This window comes from Stenotrophomonas sp. 116085_Sma (assembly GCF_056479585.1).
In genome coordinates this window covers 4,389,447-4,407,298 of sequence record NZ_CM151057.1, presented here as the reverse complement: position 1 = coordinate 4,407,298, position 17,852 = coordinate 4,389,447, and the positions used below count along the sequence as shown (strand labels likewise).

16 protein-coding genes are annotated in these 17,852 nt (G+C 66.6%); 10 read left to right on the top strand and 6 right to left on the bottom strand.

Going from position 1 to position 17,852, the window contains the following annotated elements; all coding sequences use genetic code 11:
* Window positions 1–49: 49 nt before the first annotated feature.
* Window positions 50–787, bottom strand: coding sequence for a KilA-N domain-containing protein (locus tag ACZK0Z_RS20405; protein WP_336339777.1), 738 nt, complete (start codon window positions 785–787; stop codon window positions 50–52).
* Window positions 788–1,028: 241 nt separating this feature from the next.
* Between ACZK0Z_RS20405 and aceK the strand changes: the two genes are divergently transcribed.
* Both aceK and ACZK0Z_RS20395 read left to right on the top strand, forming a co-directional pair.
* Window positions 1,029–2,759: a bifunctional isocitrate dehydrogenase kinase/phosphatase gene (gene aceK, locus ACZK0Z_RS20400; protein ID WP_197633160.1), complete on the top strand. Its 1,731-nt coding sequence runs from the start codon at window positions 1,029–1,031 to the stop codon at window positions 2,757–2,759.
* Window positions 2,760–2,825: 66 nt separating this feature from the next.
* On the top strand, window positions 2,826–3,713 hold the full coding sequence (locus tag ACZK0Z_RS20395; protein WP_106551112.1) for an energy transducer TonB: 888 nt from the start codon (window positions 2,826–2,828) through the stop codon (window positions 3,711–3,713).
* A 34-nt stretch (window positions 3,714–3,747) separates the two neighbouring features.
* Here the strand turns inward: ACZK0Z_RS20395 and ACZK0Z_RS20390 are convergent, their stop codons facing one another.
* The 3 genes from ACZK0Z_RS20390 to trxA form a co-directional block, all read right to left on the bottom strand.
* Entirely contained in the window at window positions 3,748–5,322 is a 1,575-nt protein-coding gene (locus ACZK0Z_RS20390) for a sensor domain-containing diguanylate cyclase (protein WP_049428996.1), read from the bottom strand.
* Between the two features lie 209 nt (window positions 5,323–5,531).
* Window positions 5,532–7,277, bottom strand: a complete 1,746-nt coding sequence (rho, locus tag ACZK0Z_RS20385) for a transcription termination factor Rho (RefSeq protein WP_049428995.1) — start codon at window positions 7,275–7,277, stop codon at window positions 5,532–5,534.
* A gap of 228 nt (window positions 7,278–7,505) precedes the next feature.
* Window positions 7,506–7,835, bottom strand: a complete 330-nt coding sequence (gene trxA / locus ACZK0Z_RS20380) for a thioredoxin (protein ID WP_005411275.1) — start codon at window positions 7,833–7,835, stop codon at window positions 7,506–7,508.
* Between the two features lie 511 nt (window positions 7,836–8,346).
* Here trxA and rhlB point away from each other — a divergent pair.
* The 8 genes from rhlB to ACZK0Z_RS20340 all read left to right on the top strand — a co-directional run bounded on the left by rhlB (window position 8,347) and on the right by ACZK0Z_RS20340 (window position 15,468).
* A complete protein-coding gene (rhlB, locus tag ACZK0Z_RS20375; protein WP_049428994.1) occupies window positions 8,347–10,071 on the top strand; it encodes an ATP-dependent RNA helicase RhlB in 1,725 nt (574 codons plus the stop codon).
* A gap of 169 nt (window positions 10,072–10,240) precedes the next feature.
* Complete coding sequence (ftsE, locus tag ACZK0Z_RS20370) at window positions 10,241–10,927, top strand: cell division ATP-binding protein FtsE (RefSeq protein ID WP_049428993.1); 687 nt, start codon at window positions 10,241–10,243, stop codon at window positions 10,925–10,927.
* Between the two features lie 3 nt (window positions 10,928–10,930).
* A complete protein-coding gene (gene ftsX, locus ACZK0Z_RS20365; protein ID WP_049428992.1) occupies window positions 10,931–11,878 on the top strand; it encodes a permease-like cell division protein FtsX in 948 nt (315 codons plus the stop codon).
* A gap of 7 nt (window positions 11,879–11,885) precedes the next feature.
* Complete coding sequence (locus tag ACZK0Z_RS20360) at window positions 11,886–12,728, top strand: response regulator (RefSeq protein ID WP_049428991.1); 843 nt, start codon at window positions 11,886–11,888, stop codon at window positions 12,726–12,728.
* Complete coding sequence (gene ung / locus ACZK0Z_RS20355) at window positions 12,725–13,438, top strand: uracil-DNA glycosylase (RefSeq protein ID WP_049428990.1); 714 nt, start codon at window positions 12,725–12,727, stop codon at window positions 13,436–13,438. The genes ACZK0Z_RS20360 and ung overlap by 4 nt, the downstream gene beginning before the upstream one ends.
* A gap of 278 nt (window positions 13,439–13,716) precedes the next feature.
* The gene (gene rpoH / locus ACZK0Z_RS20350) at window positions 13,717–14,592 is read left to right on the top strand and encodes an RNA polymerase sigma factor RpoH (RefSeq protein WP_049428989.1); all 876 of its coding nucleotides are present in this window, start codon (window positions 13,717–13,719) and stop codon (window positions 14,590–14,592) included.
* Between the two features lie 176 nt (window positions 14,593–14,768).
* Window positions 14,769–15,152, top strand: a complete 384-nt coding sequence (locus ACZK0Z_RS20345; RefSeq protein ID WP_049429009.1) for a type II toxin-antitoxin system RelE/ParE family toxin — start codon at window positions 14,769–14,771, stop codon at window positions 15,150–15,152.
* Window positions 15,136–15,468 (top strand): helix-turn-helix domain-containing protein, encoded by a 333-nt coding sequence (locus ACZK0Z_RS20340; protein ID WP_100443706.1) that lies wholly within the window; start codon window positions 15,136–15,138, stop codon window positions 15,466–15,468. Before ACZK0Z_RS20345 ends, ACZK0Z_RS20340 begins: the two co-directional genes overlap by 17 nt.
* Window positions 15,469–15,627: 159 nt before the next feature.
* On the opposite strand, the gene purD is transcribed toward ACZK0Z_RS20340, so the two are convergent.
* Together purD and ACZK0Z_RS20330 are read right to left on the bottom strand one after the other, a co-directional pair.
* Window positions 15,628–16,911, bottom strand: a complete 1,284-nt coding sequence (gene purD / locus ACZK0Z_RS20335) for a phosphoribosylamine--glycine ligase (RefSeq protein WP_049428988.1) — start codon at window positions 16,909–16,911, stop codon at window positions 15,628–15,630.
* 58 nt (window positions 16,912–16,969) lie between these two features.
* A complete protein-coding gene (locus tag ACZK0Z_RS20330) occupies window positions 16,970–17,848 on the bottom strand; it encodes a hypothetical protein (RefSeq protein WP_049428987.1) in 879 nt (292 codons plus the stop codon).
* Window positions 17,849–17,852: the final 4 nt, after the last annotated feature.

Here is a 17,852-nt window from a genome sequence, read left to right as displayed (position 1 = left end):
CGCTTCGCATGTGTAGAGCCGGGCCATGCTCGGCTGCTTTCAGCCGCAGTCACTTCGCCGGAAGCAGCAGCGCGGCCACGAACGAAAGCGCCTTGCTGTCGCGCGCTGCAAAGTACGCCGGTGCTTTCTCGGGGAGCCATACTTCATTGAAGTGGCGGCGGAAGTCCTCGTAGAACTCGTTGGGGTACAGCTTGGCCGGCACCGTGCGCCCATCCGGGTAGGTGTGGTCATACGTCGGCAGTGCATCGGTGTCGACACCCCGTTGGTCCCTCAGCCACTTGCAGAACAGGCGCCCTTCGGAAATGTCCGGCACCAGCGCCTGCGGCAGGGTGTAGCCAGCCTGTTCAAGCGGTGCAATCAGGTTCAACGTCAGCTCGTTGAGCATAGAGAAGTGGGTGTACGGCACCCTGGCCCGGTTCTGCATGTAGCGCTCGATATGCGCGGGCATCACCGCGTTGGCGCGACCCTGCTGCCATTCCACCACCCACTGCGCCACCTTCACCGCGAACTTGCGGGACAGCCACTGGCCCAGGTTGATGGCCAGATAGGGATGGATCCAGGTGCCCTGCATGGTCGGGATTCCGCCGGAGACCACGTGGATGAGTTCGTGCTCGGCCAGCCCGGTCTGGAGGGTGAGCTCCTGCAGGAACTCCTCCGTCGATTTCAGTGCCCGGTAGTCGGACCAGCGCTTGTTCACGGACTGGCACAGCGCGGTGGCGCTGATGTAGCCGTCTCGCACCCGCTGCGGGATTACGTTGCCTTCCTCCATGCGTGGGATCAGGGTCATTTGCTGCATGCGTCACCTCGTGCCGTTGTGAGCCTGGAAGGGTAGGCAACGCGGTGGACCGGGGTCTGTAGGAATCGTTGCGTTTTCGTGGGACGCAATGGGCCTGCCCCTGCAGAGCCGGGCCGACGCTCGGCTGTGCTTCGGGTAGATTGCGGTGAACCGGGCCGGGCATGGGCCCGGCTCTACACAAGCCACCCCACGCCAGCGTATGGTGAAGCCGGTCCTACCTGGTGAGTCCTGCATGTCCGAGCCTCACATTGCTGCCGAGCTGGCACCGCGCATCGCGGTGGCCATCCGCGATGGCTTCGAGGATTACCACGCTCGATTCGCAGGCGTGACCGCCCGCGCGCGGCAGCGCTTCGAGCAGCGCGACTGGGCCGGTGCCCGGCAGGATGCGGTCGAGCGCATTGCGCTGTACGACCTGTGCGTCGCCGAGCAGATGGATGCACTGCGCCGCCTTGCCGGCGAGGCGATCGGCGAACGTGCGCTATGGCTGCAGGTGCATGCGCAGTACAGCGCGCTGCTGCAGGGGCTGATCGACGCCGAGCTGTACAAGACCTTCTACAACACGTTGTCGCGACGCATGTTCGCCACCCGCGGCGTGGATCCGGCGCTGGAGTTCATCGCATTCGATGTGGAGCCCTCCGATGCCATCACCCATCCGGTCGCGCGGCATACCTACGCGGTTTCGCCGACACGGCCGGTGGAGGCGCTGCAGCGGGTGCTGGCCGACTACCGGTTCGATATTCCCTACGTACATCAGCTGCGCTGTGCGGCGGCGATTGCGGTGCGCCTGCAGGATGACCTTGCCCATTGGGGTGATACACCGGTGCGCAGCATCGAGCTGCTCGATACCGTGTTCTATCGCGAGCGCCGCGCCTACCTGGTCGGCCGCGTGTTCGGCGAGCATCGGTTCTCGCCGTGCGTGATCGCGCTGGTCAACGACGAACGTGGCCTGCGCGCCGATGCGGTGCTGACCCGGCGCCGGGACGTGGCCCACCTGTTCGGCGTATCGCGCAGCTATTTCCAGGCCAACCTGGCCACGGTAGGTGATGCAGTGGTGTTCCTGCGCAGCCTGCTGCCGGGCAAGCCCATTGATGAGATCTACACCGTGCTGGGCCGAGCCAAGCAGGGCAAGACCGAGCGCTACCGCACCTTCTTCCGCCACTTCAACGAGCATCTGCAGGAGCGGCTGGTGCATGCCGAAGGCACGCCGGGCATGGTGATGGCGGTGTTCACCCTGCCCAGCTATCCGCTGGTGTTCAAGCTGATCCGCGACCGTTTCGCATGGCCCAAGGCGATGTCGCGGCAGCAGGTGGAAGAGAAGTACGCGCTGGTGTTCAACCTCGATCGCGTCGGCCGCCTGCTCGACGCACAGCCCTATCGCCACCTGCGCTTCCCGCGCGACCGCTTCGCTCCTGCACTGCTGGACGAACTGCTGCAGCAGTGTGCACAGAGCGTGCGCGTCGATGGCGACGAGGTGGAGATCGCACTGTGCTACGTGCAGCGCCGTTTCCGTCCATTGAACCTGTACCTGCGCGAGCAGGGCGGGGAGGCGGTACGTGCAGCGGTGCTCGACTACGCGCAGGCGATCACCGACATGGCACGCAACAACATCTTCCCCGGTGACATGCTGCCGAAGAACTTCGGTGTGTCGCGGCACGGCCGGGCCGTGTTCTACGACTACGACGAACTGTGCCTGGTCAGCGACTGCGTGTTCCGCGCCTGGCCACAGCCGCGCACACCGGAGGAAGCACTGGCTGACGAACCCTGGTTCCATGTGGGGTCGCGCGATGTGTTCCCCGAACGCTTCGGCCCGTTCATGGGCCTGCCGGCGGGTGAACTGGCCGCGGTCCGCGAGCACTACCGGGATCTGTTCGATCCGGCGTGGTGGCAGGGCCTGCAGGAGCGCTTCGCCCGCGGTGACTATCCGGATACACCGCCCTATGCTGGCGCGCACCGGTTGGCGTAGCCAGGCCGAACTGTCGCGGATGTGAAGACTGCGCTACGCTCGGCACTCATCACCAAGGATCCGGCAATGATGCGTCCCCCCCTGTTCCTCGCTCTCGCGTTGGCCATCGGTGCCGGCGCTCCCCTGCTTGCTGGCGATGCCAGCGCACAGACCACGCGCGCGGTGCGTGCCACCGCGGAGATGAGCATGGTGCTCTCTGGCCAGATCGAGGTCACGCCCGAGGGCGCGGTCAGCTCGCTGGTACTGGACCAGAAGTCGATGCTGTCTCCGAGCATCGCGTCCTTCGTGGAGGGCACCATCGGAGGCTGGCGCTTCGAACCCACCCTGCGCGATGGCAAGGCGGTGGCGGCGCGTGCGCCATTGCGGGTGCGCCTGCGGGGCAAGGCGATGGCCGATGGTGGCTACGAAGTCAGCATGACCAGCGTCAATTTCAGCGAGTACGATGAGAAGGCCACCGATTCGGTGACCCAAGGGCGCATGACACCCCCGCGTTATCCGGAAGAGGTCTATCGGAGCGGTGGGCAGGGTGAAGTGCTGCTGGTGGTCAGGATCGCGCGTGACGGCACGGTGGCCGATGTCGTTGCCGAGCAGGTGAACATGACCGTGGTCGGACGCGAGCGCACCCTTGCCAAGATGCGCGAGATCCTGGCCAGGGCCGCCGTCAGCAGTGCCCGCAAGTGGACGTTCAACCCGCCGACCACCGGCGAAGCCAGCACCCGCGACAGCTGGACGGTACGCATACCGGTGAATTTCGGCCTGAACGATGATCCCAATGGAGCGGAGCGCTATGGCCGCTGGCGTGCCTTCATCCCGGGCCCGCGGCAGACCGTGCCGTGGCGCAAGGCGGACCCGATCGAGCAGGCCGGCGGCGATCTGCTGCCCGAGGGCGGCATCTACATGGTGGACGGCGCCAAGCGCGGCCTGCGCCTGCTGACTCCGCTGGAGCAGGGCTGACGATCACTGCGGAGCCGGCCAGACCGGCTCCGCGTCAATCGGCGTAGGGGTAGACCACCACCCGGTTGCGGCCCTGCTCCTTGGCCAGGTACAGCGCCTTGTCGGCCAGCCGCAGGGCTTGCTCGGCGTCGATGTGGAAGCTTGGGAAATGGGCCACGCCCAGCGAGACGGTGATGGTGCCGACCGGTTCAAACGGATGGTCGGCAATGTGCTGGCGCAGACGCTCGCCAGCCTGTCGCGCTGACTCGGCGCTGATGCCCGGCAACAGCAGCAGGAACTCCTCGCCTCCGGCGCGGCAGAGGATGTCGCTGTCGCGCGAGTAGCGGCGCATCTGGTCGGCGATATGGACGATGGCGGCGTCGCCGACATCATGGCCGTGGTTGTCGTTGATCGATTTGAAGCGATCGATGTCCAGTGCCAGGATCGCGAACGGGATGCCCTGTACCTGCAGGGCATCCAGCGCCTGCTGCAGGCCACGGCGGTTGAGCAGGCCGGTCAGTGGATCGGTGCGGCTGGCGCGGTTGAGCGTGCCGATGCGGTCCTGCAGCGCATTGAAGCTGTGCAGTACCGCCTGCTTCAGCTGGGCGACCTCGAAGTACCACGCGCGGATGCCGCTGACGTGGTTGATCGCGTTGCCGGTGTCTTCGCCACCCTGCACGTTGCGTGCGAGCTGCCACAGCGGCATCGAGATGCGACGGGCGAACCACCAGGTGATCAGCAGCGACAGCAGGCCCAGCGGAATCGCGTTCCAGATCACTGCGGTCATCAACCGCGACAGCGGCTGCAGCGTGGCCTCGGTCGGGCGCTGGGCGATGATGCCCCAGCCGGTGGCCGCCACCGGCGCGTAGCCGGCCAGCATCGACACGCCCAGGTTGTTACGCACCTGCTGCGCGCCGCGCTCGCCACGCACCACGGCCTTCACCGCGGGGTTGCCGACCACGTAGTCGCCCACCCGTTTGCCATCGGCGTGGTACAGCAGGCGACCATGACGGTCGACCACGTACAGGTAGGAACCATCACGGTAGTAGTGCTTGCCCAGAAGCGTGTGCAGCGCGCTGCGCTGGCGCAGGTACAGGGTGCCGCTGACGTAGCCGCGATAGCGGCCCTGGCGGTCGAAGATCGGGTGTGACAGCGAAACCAGCAGCTTGCCGGTGGCCGACTGGTACGGGTCGCTGATCATCGGCTGGCGCGCGGCCAGTGCGGCGTTGTTGCCGACGCTGTGCAGCACTTCGCCCTGCAGCTGCAGGGTCTGCGGCGAGGTGGCGATCACCAGGCCGTCGGCATCCACCACCAGCGAAGAGTTGAAGCTGTTGGTCTGCAGCTGCAGGCGGCTGGCTTCGTCCTGGGCCTGCGCCGGATCGAGATTGCCCTGGCCGAGCCGGGTGGCGGCGTAGGCCAGTTCCTGCTGGGCAGCCAGCAGGAAGTTCTGGGTGGTCTCGGCCAGCTTGGTGGCGTAGACGCGGTTGGCTTCCAAGGTATTGCCGACCAGCTGGTCGCGCTGCACCCGGTAGCTGGCCAGCAGGGTGTTGGCCAGCGCGATGATGGCACTGAGCAGGGCCAGGGCGAGGATCAGCTTGCCCAGGTTGAGGCGGGGAGACAGCGTTCGCATGCGTCGACGGATCCGGCAGGAGGCTGGACCCGACCGGTTCTCCGGAAGGGGCGACAGCGGGAATCGGTGGCCAGGCCCTCGGGGCCGGGCAGGGCATCGGGCGGATTATCGCCAAAACCGGGCGGCGGTGAAGTGAAGTGGGTCGCCCTGCAGGCAAAAAAAAACCTGCCGCAGCGAGCGGCAGGTTCTTTTCGATGCAATGCCGTGGATCAGCGCTTCATCGAACCGAAGAACTCGTCGTTGGACTTGGTGTTCTTCATCTTGTCGAGCAGGAATTCCATCGCGGCCATTTCATCCATCGGATGCAGCAGCTTGCGCAGGATCCAGATCTTCTGCAGCAGTTCCGGTTCGATCAGCAGGTCTTCGCGGCGGGTGCCCGAACGGTTGATGTCGATGGCCGGGAACACACGCTTTTCAGCGATACGACGGCTCAGGTGCACTTCGCTGTTGCCGGTGCCCTTGAACTCTTCGTAGATCACTTCGTCCATCTTCGAGCCGGTGTCGACCAGCGCGGTGGCGATGATGGTCAGGCTGCCGCCTTCTTCCACGTTGCGCGCGGCACCGAAGAAGCGCTTCGGGCGGTGCAGGGCGTTGGCGTCCACACCACCGGTCAGCACCTTGCCCGAGCTCGGCACCACGTTGTTGTAGGCGCGGGCCAGGCGGGTGATCGAGTCCAGCAGGATCACCACGTCCTTCTTGTGCTCGACCAGGCGCTTGGCACGCTCGATGACCATTTCGGCCACCTGCACGTGGCGCGCGGCCGGCTCGTCGAAGGTCGAGCTGATGACCTCGCCGCGCACGGTGCGCTGCATTTCGGTCACTTCTTCCGGGCGCTCGTCGATCAGCAGCACGATCAGGTGCACGTCCGGATGGTTGGTGGTGATGGCGGTGGCGACCTGCTGCATCATCATCGTCTTGCCCGCCTTCGGCTGGGACACGATGAGCGAGCGCTGGCCCTTGCCCTGCGGTGCCATCAGGTCGAGGATGCGGCCGGTGATGTCTTCCGACGAACCGTTGCCACGCTCCAGGGTGAAGCGGCGGCGCGGGAACAGTGCGGTCAGGTTCTCGAACAGCACCTTGTTCTTCGACGCTTCGATCGGCTCGCCGTTGATGGTGTCGACGATGTTCAGCGCGAAGTAGCGCTCGCCGTCCTTCGGGAAGCGGATGCGGCCAGAGATGTGGTCGCCGGTGCGCAGGTTGAAGCGGCGGATCTGGCTGGGCGAGATGTAGGTATCGTCCGGGCCGGCCAGGTAGCTGGCTTCGGCCGCGCGCAGGAAGCCGAAGCCGTCCGGCAGGATTTCCAGCACGCCGTCGGCGGCGACGCCGTCACCATGGCGGGTCAGCACCTTCAGCAGGGCGAAGATCACGTCCTGCTTGCGGGCGCGGGCCACGCCTTCGGAGATCTGCAGCTGCTCGGCGATTTCCAGCAGCTTCTGTGCCGGCATGCGCTTGAGGTCGCTCAGCGAATAAACCGGGAAGCCTTCCGGCACGTTCGCATGCGGGCGCGGCACGAAGGGCTGCTGCTCGCCGCCGTCGTTGGGCAGGCCGTCGTCGCGGAAGCGGTTGTTGTTGCGGTCACGGTCGCGGCGGTTGCGGAAACGGTCACGGCGGTTGCCCTGGCCTTGCCCCTGGCCCTGCTGGCCGTTCTGGTTGTACGGGTTCTGGCCCTGGTTCTGGCCACCCCCCTGGTGGTTCTGCTGCCGCGGCTGGCCGGATTCGCGACCCTCACCGCCTTCGCCACCGCCACTGCTGGCAGGGGCCTCGGCGGCGGGTGCGCTCGGTGCGGAGGCGGGGGCCGGTGCCTCGGGCGCGGCGGCCAGCGGCAGGGTCGGCTGCGCCGGAGCGGCGCTGGTTTCGGCGGCTGCCGGGGCGGCGGCCTTGCTCACGCGGGGCTTGCGCACGCGCTTTTCGGCGGGCGCATCAGCGCTGCCGGTTTCGGAAGTGTTATCGGACAAGAGCGTTATTCCTCGCTTGAAGGTGCGAGCGCCCGGCTGGGGCGGCGAACGTTGGGAATGGGTCTGGAAGAAACTGCGTCCAGAGGGTGCGGCACGCGAACGCGGCCGGATGTGCCGACACTATCATCGGCCTGCGGCGCCATGCAAGGGCTGCCGGGAACAGCATTCATCATGGGCGCGGTGCGCCCGCCGGCAGCCGCGGTCGGCGGCTGCCGGGGAACAGCAGGATCAGGCCAGGGCCTTGTCCAGCAGGCCGGCCAGCTGGGCCTTGCCCACCGCACCGATCTGCTCGCCGACCTTCTCGCCGTCCTTGAACACGACCAGGTACGGGATCGAACGCACGTGGTACTTGGCGGCCAGCGCACGGTTGTGGTCGACGTTGACCTTGGCGATCTTGGCACGGCCCTGGTAGGCATCGGCCAGTTCGTCCAGCGCCGGGGCGATCATCTTGCACGGGCCACACCATTCGGCCCAGAAATCGACCAGCACCGGTTCCTTGGAATTCAGCACTGCGCTATCAAAGTCGGCGTCGCCGACATGTACAACCTTGTCACTCATCTTGGTTTCTCGTCTTGGATTGCACCCGGCCATGCCGGAGGTGGGTGAACTGGGCCATGCCCGGTGGCGCGACCCTCGTCGTTGCCTCGCGGCGCACTGCCGCGGTGCGTTCGGCGGGATGCCTGGACGCTCACGGCCGGCAGTGTACCCCTATCGCAGGGCGGGGACAGGCGCCGGCTGGAACCCAGCGTATCGTGATCGCTTCGAAGCTCGGTATGTGTCGGATTTCACTGTCTTCCCGAAGATGGGGGTGGCAGCGGGCGACACCAGCGGGCCCGGCCAGGTCGTTCAAGTCCGGTGTGGCTGGATGAAGACTGGTCGTCTCTTCGGTTCGTGAGACAGGGCATTCCGGTTTGCCGGCCCGAGTGCGTTAAACTGGGCCATTGTGCGGCGTTCGGACCGAGCGGTCCCAGCCTGCCAACCCGCCGCAGGGGCCGCAGTTTGCGACGGTGCCCCTAGACGATGAAGTGCCAGCCGCCCCACGGGCCGGCGGCCATACCAAGACGGACTCATGAGCGACAAACCGCTGACCGATTTGACCTTTTCCTCCTTCGAGCTGCATCCGGCCCTGCAGGCCGGCCTTGAAGGAGCCGGATTCACCCGCTGCACCCCGATCCAGGCGCTGACCCTGCCGGTCGCGCTGCCCGGCGGTGATGTTGCCGGCCAGGCCCAGACCGGCACCGGCAAGACCCTGGCCTTCCTGGTCGCTGTCGTGAACCGCCTGCTGACGCGTCCGGCGCTGGCCGACCGCAAGCCGGAAGATCCGCGCGCGCTGATCCTCGCCCCGACCCGCGAACTGGCCATCCAGATCCACAAGGATGCGGTGAAGTTCGGTTCCGACCTGGGCCTGCGCTTCGCCCTGGTCTACGGCGGCGTGGATTACGACAAGCAGCGCGAACTGCTGCAGCAGGGCGTGGACGTGATCATCGCCACCCCGGGCCGCCTGATCGACTACGTCAAGCAGCACAAGGTGGTCTCGCTGCACGCCTGCGAGATCTGCGTGCTGGACGAAGCCGACCGCATGTTCGATCTGGGTTTCATCAAGGACATCCGCTTCCTGCTGCGCCGCATGCCCGAGCGCACCACCCGCCAGACCCTGCTGTTCAGCGCCACCCTCAGCCATCGCGTGCTGGAGCTGGCCTACGAGCACATGAACGAGCCGCAGAAGCTGGTGGTCGAAGCCGAGACCATCACCGCCGCCCGCGTGCGCCAGCGCATCTACTTCCCGGCCGACGACGAGAAGATCCCGCTGCTGCTGGGCCTGCTGTCGCGCAGCGAAGGCGCGCGCACCATGGTCTTCGTCAACACCAAGGTGTTCGTCGAGCGCGTGGCGCGTTCGCTGGAAAAGGCCGGTTACCGCGTGGGCGTGCTGTCCGGCGACGTGCCGCAGAAGAAGCGTGAGAGCCTGCTCAACCGCTTCCAGAAGGGCCAGCTGGAAATCCTCGTGGCCACCGACGTGGCCGCCCGCGGCCTGCACATCGACGGCATCAAGTACGTCTACAACTACGACCTGCCGTTCGATGCCGAAGACTACGTGCACCGCATCGGCCGCACCGCGCGCCTGGGGGAAGAGGGCGACGCGATCAGCTTCGCCTGCGAGCGCTACGCCATGGGCCTGCCGGACATCGAGGCCTACATCGAGCAGAAGATTCCGTCCGAGCCGGTCACCAAGGAACTGCTGACGCCGCTGCCGCGCCCGGAACGCCCGGCCCCGGCGGCAGGCGAGGAAGGCGAGGACAACGAAAGCGTCGGCCAGATCTTCCGCGAAGCGCGCGAAGCCCGCGCCGCCGAGGAAGAGCGTCGAGGCGGTGGCCGCAGTGGCGGCCGTTCCGGCGGCGGTGGTGGCCGTGGTGGCCGTGACGGTGAGCGCAGCGGCGAACGCCGTTCGCGTGGCCCGCGCAAGCCACGCGTGGAAGGCGAGCAGGGCGCTGCCGCGCCGGCCGCCGGTGCCGATGGCGCCACCGCCCAGGCTCCGCGTCCGCCGCGCCCGCCGCGTGCCGAAGGCGCACCGGAAGGTGCGGTGGACGGCGAGCACAAGCCGCGCAAGCGCCGTCGTCGTCGCCACGGCCGTCCGGTCGAGGGTGCCGAGGGCGTGCAGGCCAATACCGGCAACAGCGCCAGCCCGGTCACCCCGGTGCAGGTGGTGGCCAAGCCGGTGCGCACGGCCGCTGATACCGGCGATTCGTTCCTGACCCGCATCGGCCGCAAGATCCGCCGGATGCTGTCGGGCAGCTGATCGGCCGGGGGTGGGTGCGGACCTTGGTCCGCACTGAGCCGAGCATGGGCTCGGCTCTACAGCCCCCATGCCGCCCTGTAGAGCCGAGCCTACGCTCGGCTGCTCTCGCGGCTGCCACCAATCGCCCCACCATCTCCACGCCGTCGCGCCGCTCCTGCATAATCGGGGCATGAGTGTCCTGCGCTTCGACAATGTCAGCAAACAGTACGCCGGTGGCCACGAGGCGCTGATCGATGTCAGCTTCGAGGTTGCGCCGGGCGAGATGCTGTTCGTCACCGGCCATTCCGGTGCGGGCAAAAGCACCCTGCTCAAGTTGATCCACCTGGACGAGCGGCCCAGCCGCGGTGCCGTCGTGTTTGACGAGCGCAACCTGCTGAAGGTGCGCGGCGGCGACGTGCCCCGCCACCGTCGCGCGGTCGGTGCGGTCTATCAGGACCATCGCCTGCTGATGGACCGCTCCATCGCCGAGAACGTGGCGCTGCCACTGATCCTGCGCGGCACCCGCCGCGGCGACATCGGCAAGCGCGTGCGCTCGGTGCTGGAGCGGATGGGCCTGGGCCATCGCGAGAAGGCACTGCCCTCGCAGCTGTCGGCCGGCGAGCAGCAGCGCGTCGGCATCGCCCGCGCCATTGTCGGTGAACCCAAGCTGCTGGTGGCCGACGAGCCTACCGGCAACCTCGACCCGACCCTGGCGGCGGAGATCATGGCCCTGTTCGCCGAGCTGCCCTCGCGCGGCACCAGCGTGCTGGTGGTCAGCCACGACCTGCCGCTGCTGCGCCGCATGCGCAAGCGCGTGCTGATCCTCGACCATGGCCGGCTGGTGGATGACATCTCGCCGCAGGACCTGGCGGAGTAACGCATGGCGAAGAACGAAAACAGCGAAACCGCCGCTCCCTCTCGGGTGGGCGTCTGGTTCCAGCACCACGCGCACAGCGTGGTGTTCAGCCTCGGCCGTGCCTTCCGCAAGCCGTGGGCGACCCTGCTGACGGTGATGGTCATGGCGCTGGCGCTGGCCCTGCCGCTGGGCCTGTCGATCGCGCTGGACAACCTCAAGCAGTTCGCCGGCAGCGTGCAGCAGTCGCGCGACATCAACGTGTTCCTGAAGGGCAACGTCGATGGCCCCGGTGCGCTGCGCCTGGCCGGCCAGCTGCGCGACCGCGACGACGTGGCCGAAGTGAACGTGCGCACGCCCGAGCAGGGCCTGCAGGAACTGCGCGATGCCGGCCTCGGCGAGGCGATCGACGCACTCAATGACAATCCGCTGCCCTCGCTGCTGGTGATCACCCCCGGCCAGGGCAAGGACGACGCACGCCTGGCACGTGCGCTGGAGAGCCTGCCCGAGGCCGACCTGGTGCAGCACGATGCACTGTGGCGCCAGCGCCTGGATGCCTGGCTGGCGTTCGGTGCACGGCTGGTGCAGGTGCTGTCGGTGCTGCTCGGCGTCGGCGCCGCGCTGGTGGTCGGCAACACCGTGCGCCTGGACATCCAGGCCCGCCGCGAAGAGATCGGCGTGCTGCAGCTGCTCGGTGCCAGTGATGGCTTCATCCGCCGCCCGTTCCTGTACCTGGGCGCGTGGTATGGCCTGGGTGCCGGTGCAGTGGCGCTGGCCTTGATCGGCGCCGCCGGTGCCGCGCTGCGCGTGCCGCTGGCCGAACTTTCGCGCAGCTACGGCAGTCCGTTCGTGCTGCACGGCCTGGACCTGCTGCATGGCGGCCTGGTCCTGCTCGGCACGCTGCTGCTGGGCTGGCTGGGTGCGTGGCTGGTGACCGGCCACTTCCTGCGCCAGACGCGCCCGACCGACACCTGAGACCGGCATGCAACCGCAAGCGCTGAAGCACCTTGAAGGGCCCGCGACGCGGGTGATGGTGGTCGATGGCTCGAAGCTGGTGCGCAAGCTGATCGCCGACGTGCTGAAGCGCGACCTGCCCGGCGTGGACGTGATCGGCTGCGACAGCATCGAGGACGCGCAGCAGGCGCTGGCGCAGGGCCCGGTGGACCTGGTGACCACCTCGCTGACGCTGCGTGACGGCGACGGACTGGCCCTGGCGCGGATGGTCCGCGAAGCCGCCGGCCAGGCCTATGTGCCGGTGATCGTGGTGTCCGGCGACGCCCAGCAGCACCTGGAGCAGCGCCGCTTTACCGAGTACGTCACCGACTATTTCGACAAGTCTCTCGGCCATGAAGCGCTGGCGACCTTCATCCGCGGCTATGTGCAGCCGCAGACCATTCCCGGCGCCACCATCCTCTACATCGAGGACAGCCGCGTGGTGGCCGAAGCGACCAAGCGCATGCTGGAACGTCAGCAGTTGAACGTGCTGCACGTGGTCAGTGCCGAAGAGGCGTTCACGCTGCTCACTGCCGAGTCGCTGGGCCGCAGCCGCCACCGCATCGACCTGGTGCTGACCGACGTCACCCTGAAGGGCGAACTGAGCGGCCGCGATGTGGTGCAGCGCGTGCGCGTGGACTTTGGCTACGGCAAGCGCCGCCTGCCGGTGCTGGTGATGACCGGCGACGGCAACCCGCACAACCAGACCGGGCTGCTGCAGTCCGGTGCCAACGACCTGGTGCTCAAGCCGATCGAAGAACGGCTGCTTGTCACCAAGGTGTTGTTCCAGCTGCGGCTGGCCCGATTGAACGATGGACCCCTGATTCGATGATGGATGAAGTAGCCGACACCCCGACGATCCAGCTGGAACCGAGCTGGAAGCAGCATGTCGGCGATTACCTCCTGCAGCCGCAGATGCGCGAGCTGTCCAGCTTCCTGCGCCAGCGCAAGGCCGCTGGTGCGGCAGTGTTCCCGCCTGGCCCGCAGATCTTTGCTGCGTTCGACGCCACGCCGTTTGAGCAGGTAAAGGTGGTCATCCTCGGCCAGGACCCGTACCACGGCCGAGGCCAGGCCCATGGCCTGAGCTTCTCGGTGGCGCCTGGCGTACCGGTGCCGCCGTCGCTGCTGAACATCTACAAGGAGATCGAGAGCGATCTCGGCCTCCCGCGCCCGGACCATGGCTGCCTGATTCCGTGGGCGCAGCGTGGCGTGCTGCTGCTCAACGCGGTGCTGACCGTGGAAGAGGGCAAGGCCGGCGCCCACCAGGGCCGTGGCTGGGAAGGCTTCACCGATCACGTGGTGGATGTGCTCAACCGCGAACGCGAAGGCCTGGTGTTCATGCTCTGGGGCGCCTATGCGCAGCAGAAGGGCAAGGTCATCGATACCCGCCGCCACCGCGTGCTGAAGTCGCCGCATCCGTCGCCGTTGTCGGCCCACCGTGGCTTCCTGGGTTGCCGGCATTTCTCGATGGCCAACGAGTACCTGCAGCGCCGCGGCCAGGCCCCGGTCGACTGGTCGCTGCCGCCGCGTTCGGCGCTCTGAGCGGCGGTGCCGGTCCGGGGCTGAACGCCGGGCAACGTTGCCGGCCCTGAATGGGCGTCCGGGACGGCCTGTTCAGCTAAGCTTGACCGGAATCGGCCGGTTTCCGGTAGGTAATTGCTTGAATTCCAAGGGATTGTGAATCCCGAAAAGCATGCTCGCCACTGTCATCAAATCGCGCTACGGTAGGGCTCTGTTTGGGACCAGTGTTGCATCAATAGGATGCTGGAACTTTTTCCTCCTTTAGCAGTCCAAATCCCGGACTGCTAAGATGGGTGCCTATGAGCCAGAACACCTCTACTGCCCTTGTGGCAAACAATCTCCCGATTCCCAGTGCGCTCGGTTCGCTGGACGCCTACATCGGTGCCGTGCACCAGATACCGGTGCTGTCGGTCGATGACGAACAGGACCTGGCCCGTCGCTTCCGCGACGGCAACGATCTGGACGCCGCCCGCGAGCTGGTGCATTCGCACCTGCGCTTCGTGGTGCACGTGGCCCGCGGCTACAACGGCTATGGCCTTGCCCTGGGTGACCTGATCCAGGAAGGCAACATCGGCCTGATGAAGGCGGTCAAGCGCTTCGACCCCGAAATGGGTGTGCGCCTGGTCTCCTTCGCCGTGCACTGGATCCGTGCCGAGATGCACGAGTTCATCCTGAAGAACTGGCGCATCGTGAAGGTCGCCACCACCAAGGCGCAGCGCAAGCTGTTCTTCAACCTGCGCAAGTCGAAGACGCGCCTGGGCTGGATGAACGCGGCTGAAGTCAGTGCCGTCGCCAAGGACCTGAACGTGTCCGAGCGCGAGGTCATGGAAATGGAATCGCGCCTGTCCGGTCGCGATATCGGTTTCGATGCGCCGACCGACGAGGACAACGAACACGCGCCGCCGTCGCCGGCCGCGTTCCTGGTCGCCAACGACGAAGATCCGTCGATGGCCTACGAACGTGCCGATAGCGAAGACAACCAGATGCAGCTGCTGCGCGAAGGCCTGGCCGAGCTGGATGCCCGTTCGCGCGACATCATCCGCCGCCGCTGGCTGGATGCCGACAGCAAGGTGACGCTGCAGGAGCTGGCCGACGAGTACGGCGTGTCGGCCGAGCGCATCCGCCAGGTGGAAGCGAACGCGCTGAAGAAGATGAAGGCGCTGTTCACCGCGTAAGCGGGAGGGCGTTGGAATTGTGAAAGGCCCGGCAGCAGTGCCGGGCCTTCTTCATTTGTGGGGCTTGGCCACGCATGGCGTGGCTCTACTCTGACGCCAGGGCGGTGATTGCGCCGACCGGGTCATGTGCTGGATGCTGATGTTCACGCCGTACCACGCAGTGGCACGGTATGATCATGCCACGCATCTTCCGCACACGAAGTTTCAATCGCAGCATGCGCAGGACCACCCTGTCCGACGCTGCGCTGTACCGGTCGGTACGTGAAATGGAAGCGGGTCTGGTGGATGCTGATCTTGGCGGCGGAATCTTCAAGAAGCGCGTTGCGTTGCCGGGGCGAGGAAAGCGTGGGAGCGTTCGAATCATCGTCGCTACGCAGCGAGGCGGGCATTGGTTCTTCCTTTTCGGCTACGAGAAGAATGAACGTACTGCGATCACGAATGCGGAACGGGATGCGCTGCAGTTGTACGCATCGGAGTTCCTGAAAATGAGTACGGCGCAGCTGAATCGTGCCGTGGAATACGGGGATCTACAGGAGATCGGCCATGACGAAGCCCCCTGAGCGACGGCGTGCGAAAAGTGCGCTTCTTGAAGCGGTGCATGATGCGGCTGTGAGTCTGCACGCGCATGGTTTCATTGATAAACGTCGGTTGAGCAGCTACGAAGCGCTTTGCCTTGAGCCGGTCCCTGAATACAGCAGTGCCCAGATCCGTGCCCTGCGTACGTCATTGCAGCTCAGTCAGCCGGTATTTGCGGGAGTTCTCAATACCAGCGTTTCCACCGTACGCAGCTGGGAGCAGGGCGAAAAGAAGCCCAGCGGACCGTCACTGAAGTTGCTTAACCTGATTGAACGGAAGGGCCTCGAAGCAGTCCTGTAAAGCAAAGGCCCGGTTCTGCCGGGCCTTCGCTTTTCCATGGTGTTCAATCCACGCATGGCGTGGATCTACCCCAAGCCCCGCATGATCGACGCCATGCATGGATGCGGCAAGATCCAGTGGATCCACGCGATGCATGGATGCCCTGATGCCGCGTCGGCCTCAGCCCTCGCGTGCGATCGCGCGCCAGCCGATGTCGTTGCGGTGGAACTCGTTGGCCCACGTCACCTTGGCCACGCCGGCGTAGGCATTGGCCTGCGCATCACCCACGCTGTCGCCCAGCGCGGCCACGCACAGCACGCGGCCGCCGGCGCTGACCACCTGGCCCTGTGCATCCAATGCCGTACCGGCGTGGAATACCTTGGCAGTGGCCGGCACTTCATCCAGGCCGGAAATCACGTCACCGGTGATCGGCGCTTCCGGGTACGGCTTCGCCGCCATCACCACGCCCAGCGACGGCCGTGCGTCCCACTGCGCCTGCACCTGGTCCAGACGGCCGTCGATGGCCGCTTCCACCAGCTCGACCAGGTCCGACTGCAGGCGCAGCATCACCGGCTGGGTTTCCGGATCGCCGAAGCGTACGTTGAACTCGATCACCTTCGGCGCGCCGTTGGCATCGATCATCAGGCCGGCATAGAGGAAGCCGGTGAACGGGATCCCGTCGGCGATCATGCCCTGCACGGTCGGGTTCACCACCTCGCGCATCACGCGGGCATGCACTTCCGGGGTGACCACCGGGGCCGGCGAGTATGCGCCCATGCCGCCGGTGTTCGGACCGGTGTCGCCATCGCCGACGCGCTTGTGGTCCTGCGAGGTGGCCATCGGCAGCGCATGCACGCCGTCCACCATCGAAATGAAGCTGGCTTCCTCGCCATCGAGGAATTCCTCGATCACCACGCGCGCACCGGCGTCGCCGAAGGCGTTGCCCGACAGCATGTCACGCACGGCGTCCTCGGCTTCGGCCAGGGTCATCGCCACGATCACGCCCTTGCCGGCGGCCAGGCCATCGGCCTTGACCACGATCGGCGCGCCCTTGTCGCGAATGTAGGCCAACGCCGCATCCACCTCGGTGTGCACGGCATAGAACGCGGTGGGGATGTTGTGGCGGGCCAGGAAATCCTTGGCGTAGGCCTTGCTGCCCTCCAGCTGCGCGGCTGCGGCGGTCGGCCCGAAGACGCGCAGGCCAGCGGCGCGGAAGCGGTCGACCACGCCGGCCACCAGCGGTACTTCCGGGCCGACCACGGTCAGCGCCACGCCTTCGGCCTGGGCCAGCGCCAGCAGGCCGTCGATGTCGGTGACCTTCACCGCCACGTTGCGGCACTTGTCTTCGCTGGCGGTGCCGGCATTGCCGGGCGCCACGATCACTTCGGTGACACGGGAGGACTGGGCCAGCTTCCATGCCAGGGCGTGTTCGCGGCCGCCAGAGCCGATGACAAGTACGTTCATCACGAGATTCCAGATTGCGTGGGAAGGGAAGGTCGATGTCCCCGTCGGCGCAGGTGCTTCATTCGCAGCCTTCGCGTCGCAGCGATTCGGGGAAGGAATAGGCCCAGGTCTTCGGGTCCAGGGTAAAGCGGTGTTCCTGCCGGACCTGCTTGCCGCCACAGGTGGTGCCGGTTTCCTCGATCAGCAGCGGCCAGATGCGCGCGCTGCGATCGCTGTCGTCGAAACGCAGTGCGAAATCGATGCTGAAGCGGCGGGTGCGGCAGTCTTCGGCGGTGTCCGGGTCGGTGCCGGGACCCAGGTTGTCGCACTCGTACTGGGCGTCATTGTCGATATGGCTGCGGACGCTGCCGGTGGCGACCAGGCCGTTCGGGCCTGGCAGGATCAGCGACTGCGAGAGCAGCGAGAAGCCCTGCCCGAACCAGCCGTCCTCGACACGGAAGCCATGGAAGTCGCTGCCGGCGCGGATGACGCTGACCGTGCCGGGCTGGCCGCCGCTGCCGAAGCGTTCGCCGGTCAGTTCGCTGGCCACTTCGAAGCCATCGCCCTTCGGGCGCAGCACGAAGAAGTCGATCATTCCCGCATCGATGTGTGCGCCTTCGGACAGTGCGCCGCAGACCGCCAGCAACTGCTGCCAGCTGTCACCGCTCACCACCGGTTGCTCGGCGCAGACGTGCCAGTCCATCGGGCGGGTCTCGCCGTCGTCGTTCCAGCTGCCGTGCCATTCACCGGAGAGCCTGGCCTTCTTGCCATAGCGCTGGACCAGGAATGCCCGCAGTCGTGCGGTGCGGCTCACGTGCGCCGTCGGCTCGGCAGGGGCCGACGTGGCGGCCTCCGACGCCGGCGCAGGCGGGGGGGCCACTGCGGGCTTGCAGCCGGCCAGCGTGGCCGTGCCTGCGAGGGCGAGCACGGCCAGCGATTTCATTGAAGCTGTGGACATCCGT